This window comes from Burkholderiales bacterium (assembly GCA_013695435.1).
Taxonomy (GTDB): Bacteria; Pseudomonadota; Gammaproteobacteria; order Burkholderiales; family JACMKV01; genus JACMKV01.
Genome location: JACDAM010000090.1, coordinates 1 through 5,181, shown reverse-complemented (window position 1 = coordinate 5,181; position 5,181 = coordinate 1). Strand labels below are relative to the sequence as shown.

Sequence of the window (5,181 nt, the reverse complement as noted above, 5' to 3'; positions counted from 1 at the left end):
GACATGGCGAGCGCGCCAGGCAGGGGTTGTCGTCCACACCCAATGTGACCGGATTTTGTCCGCGAAACGACTCTCGTGCCCGACGCTCGTCGCCCCAACTTGCGGGCAAAGTGTGTTATGCCGCCTGCCCGATCAATGCGCGGCGGCGCCGGCACGGCCCATACCCGTGTTTGACCGTACGTACAGTTCGTCCCACATATCCTCGGCGCGCTTATCGCGATAGAACAAAGAGCCCAGGAAAACCGCCAGAAATCCCACAGGAATCGAGATGATCCCGGGATTCTTCAGCTTGAACAGCGGTTCTTCGAGACCCACTATGCTGGTGTTGTCGTTTGCCAATCGCTTCATCGTGTCTTGCGCCACGGTCACGTCCTTGTCGACGCCGGCTAGCGCTTTTTGGACAATCGCCTTTCTGTTCGGATCTGTTGCAGCAGCCAGGTCGGCCTGCAGCTTTGCCATCCTCGCCGGTGCTGCGTCAATCACCTTTTGCGCGGCAGCTTTGGCAGCTTTCGGATACGTCATGTTGGGCGACACCAGCACCAGCGCGATTGCCGTTAGCGTTCCGAGCACGAGTCCGGCCACCACGCCACCGGTGTTGCATCTCTTCCAGTAAAGCGTCAGCAGGATCACTGGAAGGTTGGCCGAGGCCGCGACCGCAAAAGCCAGCGCCACCAGGTGCGCCACATTCTGGCCTTTGGCGAGTATTCCGATGGTGATCGCAATGACGCCGACGATCACCGAGCAAATACGCGCCGCCTTCACCTCTTCTTCCGAAGTCGCGTTTTCGCCTTTTATCACGCCTACCCAGATGTCGTGAGACATGGCCGAAGCGGCGGCGAGCACCAGGCCGGCCACGACCGCGACAATAGTCGCGAAAGCGACCGCCGCCACGAAGGCGAGCATCAGATTGCCGAGCAGGGAGTCGGCGCCCCCGCCTAAAAATTGCGCGAGTAGCGGGGCTGCCATATTGCCGCCTTTATCGACCGCGATGATATTGGACGGACCGACTTTCATCGCTGCGCCCAAACCGAGAAACAGCGTCAACACGTAAAAGCCGCCGATGATCGCCATCGCCCAGATAACGGATTTACGCGCTGCCTGAGCCGTCGGTACGGTAAAGAAACGCATCAAAATGTGCGGCAACCCGGCGGTGCCGAGCACCAGCGCCATCCCCAGCGAGATCTGATCGATCGGATCCTTGAACAGCAGACCGGGCTCGAGGAAACGCTGACCCAATTGCTCCGGCGTCATGTTTTTCGAGGCGTCACCGAGCAAAGTCGCCACGCGACCTTGAATGCCCGGATCGTTGACCGCCGCCTGAAGAAAACCCGGAAAGCTGAAGCCGTACTGGCTCCAGATCAGCGTCACCATCACCAGCGAAGCGATAACCAGCAGAATGGCCTTGATGATCTGCACATAGCTGGTCGCCACCATGCCGCCAAATACCACATAGGCGAGCATCAGAATGCCGACCACAATTACCGAGATTTCATAGTCGATTCCGATCAGCGTCTTCACCAGCACGCCGCCGCCGACCATCTGCGCGGTCAGATAAAAGGTCGAGACGGTAATGGTCGAAAGCGCCATGACTGTCCTGACGGTCTTAGGATTGTTGCGGAACGCAAGGATGTCGCCCATCGTGTATTTGCCGATGTTACGGCACGGTTCCGCAATCACCAGCAGCACGGTGATGTAGGCGACCAGCCAGCCTACCGAGTACATAAAGCCGTCGTAGCCGTTCAGCGAAATGAGTCCGGCGATGCCAAGGAACGACGCGGCTGACAGATAATCCCCCGCAATCGCCCAGCCGTTCTGAATGCCGGTCATGCCGCCGCCGGCGGTGTAGAAATCCGCCGCCGTTTTGGTGCGCTTGGCGGCGCGGTAGGTGATATACATGGTCAGCGCAATAATCGCGCCGAACACCGCGAAGGTCAGCCAGCGATACTTCGACTCGACGGCTCCCGTGGCTTGCGCGAACGCGTAACTGCCGGCCAGCCCGAACACCAGACCAGTCAAGCCAACGGAAAATACTTTTGCGATGTTCATGGTTTTCCTCCCATCCTTTGTTGGTCCCGGATGATTTCTTCGGCCATGGCGTCGAATTGGGCGGCTTTACGCGAGTAGGCAAACGCGATCACCCAGGCAACCACGAATTGGGTCATGGCGAACAATAGCCCAAAGTTCATGACGCCCCACACCTTGATTTTGAAGATATCGCTGAAATATCCAGCGCCGATAGGGAGCAAAAAGTAGAAGATGACCGAGAAGGCCATAAGGCCCCAAAGAAACGAACTTTTTTTGGCATGCAATTTTCGGAAACGCGGATCCGCGTCTATTCGAGACCAATTCGTGCCTGCGGTACTCATTTCGCTCTCCTCCTGGTTTAACTACATGCCAACCCATTATGGGTCGGCTTGGAGCTATTACGAAGCGTGGACCCGATCGAGAAAAAGTATACGAACGACTGAAAAACGATCGGCGCAACATGGATTGGGATGTAGAAAAGCGGGGCGCTTATGCTTCGGTATTTGGTAACACTGTCATCCAGACAAGGCATCGGTACGGGCGAGCCTCAGCGTTTCAGCCAGTGGTGGAGGTGTTCTGCGCGGACCAACGACTGCGTGCTCATCATACCCTGACGTTCGGCTTCAGCAAGCAGTACGAGCAATAATTCCGCCGTGCAGAAAGCATCGGCAACCGCATTGTGGCGCGCATGCTGAACGATGCCGAAGTGCTCGAGCCAGTCGTCCAGATGCTTGATTTCGCGGGCCTTGGCCGGAAAAAGCACGTCGCAGAGTTTAGCCACATCGAGCCATTTAGGCTTGAACGCCACGCCTATGCGCTCGCGCATTGCAACCGCCAGCATTTGCTGGTCGAAGGTCGCATGATAAGCCACCAGAATGTCGCGCCCGGCGTATTCGAGGAAGCGTCCGAGTGCCTCGGCTTCGTCCATGCCGCTTAACTGCGTCTGACCGCCAATGCCGTGGATCAAAATGTTTTCATCAGCACTGACTCGCGTCTGGCGAATCGCCACCAGGAAGCTGTCGTCGAGCGCCAGTGCGCGATCGGTAATCGCGCACGCACCGATGGAGAGCAGTCGGTCACGCGTTGGGTCGAGCCCTGTGGTCTCCGTATCGACGACCACCCATCGCGTTTGGGACAGCGGCTTCTTCAGGTCGCCGGCGCGACTCGCCCGCCACGCGCCCACCCGCGTCCTTGTCTCGGCATCGAGTTCCGCAGGCCTGTCGAACCGATGTGCCAGGTTGGATAGCCAAGTCATAGACGGTAATCGAGCGCGAGCCGGTTTTGCAAAGTCTTGGCCAGGCGCAGCGATTCCTTGAGAATGCGCCGATCGAGCGGGTTCAGCGTATCCGGATCGACATGATTGTCCGGCGCGGCGTTGCGCGCCAGTTGCCGCTGCTGGTGTCGTAGCCGCATAAGCTGAACGAACTGGAAAGCCTCCACCCACGCCTCCGATTCCGCCGTGGGAGAATTGCGCCGAAGCGCGGTCTGGCGAAGTCGGTCGGCGGTGCTGGTGTGCGACACACCGTGCGCCAATGCGAAGATACGGGCAGTCTCGACAAACACGCCGGCGCCATTGACTTTGAGATCGATGGTGCCCGGATGCTCTGCATCTTGGGAGACCGCAAAATCCCGCACTATGGCCAACGGCGGCCGATTGGTCAGTGCATTCCCGGCCATCTGATAGAGGAAGCGGTCGTTATCGGCTGCCGCCTGGTTCAGCCACGCGCGCAGCGCTTCGGCGAGACGGGCGTCGCCGTGAAGCGGGCGAAAATCGAAAAAGATAGTGGCGTTGAGCAGCGACTCCGGATCGCCCTGCAAGATCCATTGCTGGAACGCAGCCTTCCACTCGGCGAGGCTCAAGCACCACTTGCGGTTGCTCGCCATCACTTCGCCGCGGCAAAGCGGGAAGCCACACTGCGCGAGCGCTTCGTTGATGCGCCGCGCCACCGGAACCAGCTGGTCGCGCATGGCGTCTTCGTCGCCCTCGGCCGGATCGGCGAAAATGATGCCGTTGTCCTGATCGGACGCTAGCGTATGCTCGCGCCGCCCTTCACTGCCGAGTGCGATCCAGCAGAAGCACGAGACATCGAGGCCAGCGGCCTGCAGCTCCAGTTCGATCACGCGCTGCGACAGTAGGTCATTCAGCATCGAGAGAATTTGTGTCAGATGCGCGGCGCTGACGCCTTGTGCGAGCAGGTTGCGCGCCAGTCCACGGATGTCGCCTGCGAGTGAAACCAGAGTCGGAAGCGTAGCGGCGGTGCGTAACGCCAGGCTGATTTCGGTGAGGCCGATGCGCTGTAACGAAAACAGATCCTTCTCGGAGACCACGCCGATTGGTTTGCCACCGTCGGCGATGACGACGCGGTGAATGCCGTGCCGGGTCATGGCAAGCGCCGCTTCGAAGGCGAAAGCTTCGGGCGGCAAGGTGATCGGATCGGGCGTCATCACGCTGGCGATCGGCGCGCTAAGGGGCGCGCCGGCCAAGGTTACCCGGCCAAGTAGATCGCGCAATGTAAAAATGCCGGCCAGCTGCGCTTCGCCCCGGGTCACCAGAATCGAACCTGCCCCCTCGCGATACATGAGTTCCAGCGCCGCCCGGATCGGTGTGCTTTCGTCGCAGGTAAAAGGCGCTTCGCCCACTGCCTGCGCGAGCCGACGCGTGAGAGGCGCCTGACTACTTTGCAGCACGGCATCAGCCTGCACGCTGGTGAGGGCGTTTTGCAACATGTGGGCAATGCGCTGCGTACAGAACGACTGGAAAATGGGGGATCGCTGCATCAGCTCATTGAACGCAGCGCGCGTCAACAGATAGCAAAACGTGTCTTGCGAAGCGCGATAGACGCTGGTAACCGCACGACTCGACAGCAGTGCGCCTATCGGGAAGCACTCGCCTTCGTGTAGCCCCAGAGCTGACCCGGAATCCCCTGAGACGCCCTCGGTCAGCACCGCGCCTTGCTTGATGATGTATAGAAAATCGGGAGCGTCTGGCGCGGGCTCGAGAATGACGGTGCCGGACGAAAAATAAGCGATCTTGAGACGCGCCGCCAGAAACTGTAGATCCGCCCGCTCCATGCCGTCGAACGGCGCGTGCCGGGTCAGCCGGTCGATGGTCGCATCGATCAGGCTGAGGGCCATGTTGGAGGTGGAGGTCATCGT

Annotated in this window: 4 protein-coding genes; all 4 read right to left on the bottom strand. The window is 59.7% G+C overall.

Features of this window, described 5'->3' with window-relative positions; genetic code table 11:
• Window positions 1-132 precede the first annotated feature (132 nt).
• On the bottom strand, window positions 133-2,046 hold the full coding sequence (locus tag H0V78_05390; protein MBA2351225.1) for a cation acetate symporter: 1,914 nt from the start codon (window positions 2,044-2,046) through the stop codon (window positions 133-135).
• Window positions 2,043-2,366, bottom strand: coding sequence for a DUF485 domain-containing protein (locus H0V78_05385; protein ID MBA2351224.1), 324 nt, complete (start codon window positions 2,364-2,366; stop codon window positions 2,043-2,045). The genes H0V78_05390 and H0V78_05385 overlap by 4 nt, the downstream gene beginning before the upstream one ends.
• 206 nt (window positions 2,367-2,572) lie before the next feature.
• Complete coding sequence (locus tag H0V78_05380; GenBank protein MBA2351223.1) at window positions 2,573-3,145, bottom strand: 3'-5' exonuclease; 573 nt, start codon at window positions 3,143-3,145, stop codon at window positions 2,573-2,575.
• A 131-nt stretch (window positions 3,146-3,276) separates the two neighbouring features.
• Window positions 3,277-5,178, bottom strand: a complete 1,902-nt coding sequence (locus tag H0V78_05375; protein ID MBA2351222.1) for a CBS domain-containing protein — start codon at window positions 5,176-5,178, stop codon at window positions 3,277-3,279.
• Window positions 5,179-5,181 lie beyond the last annotated feature (3 nt).

Excerpts from the sequence above, each read along its gene's own strand:
- H0V78_05385 (MBA2351224.1), bottom strand. The coding sequence starts at position 2,366 with ATGAGTACCGCAGGCACGAATTGGTCTCGAATAGACGCGGATCCGCGT.
- H0V78_05390 (MBA2351225.1), bottom strand. The coding sequence starts at position 2,046 with ATGAACATCGCAAAAGTATTTTCCGTTGGCTTGACTGGTCTGGTGTTC.
- H0V78_05375 (MBA2351222.1), bottom strand. The coding sequence starts at position 5,178 with ATGACCTCCACCTCCAACATGGCCCTCAGCCTGATCGATGCGACCATC.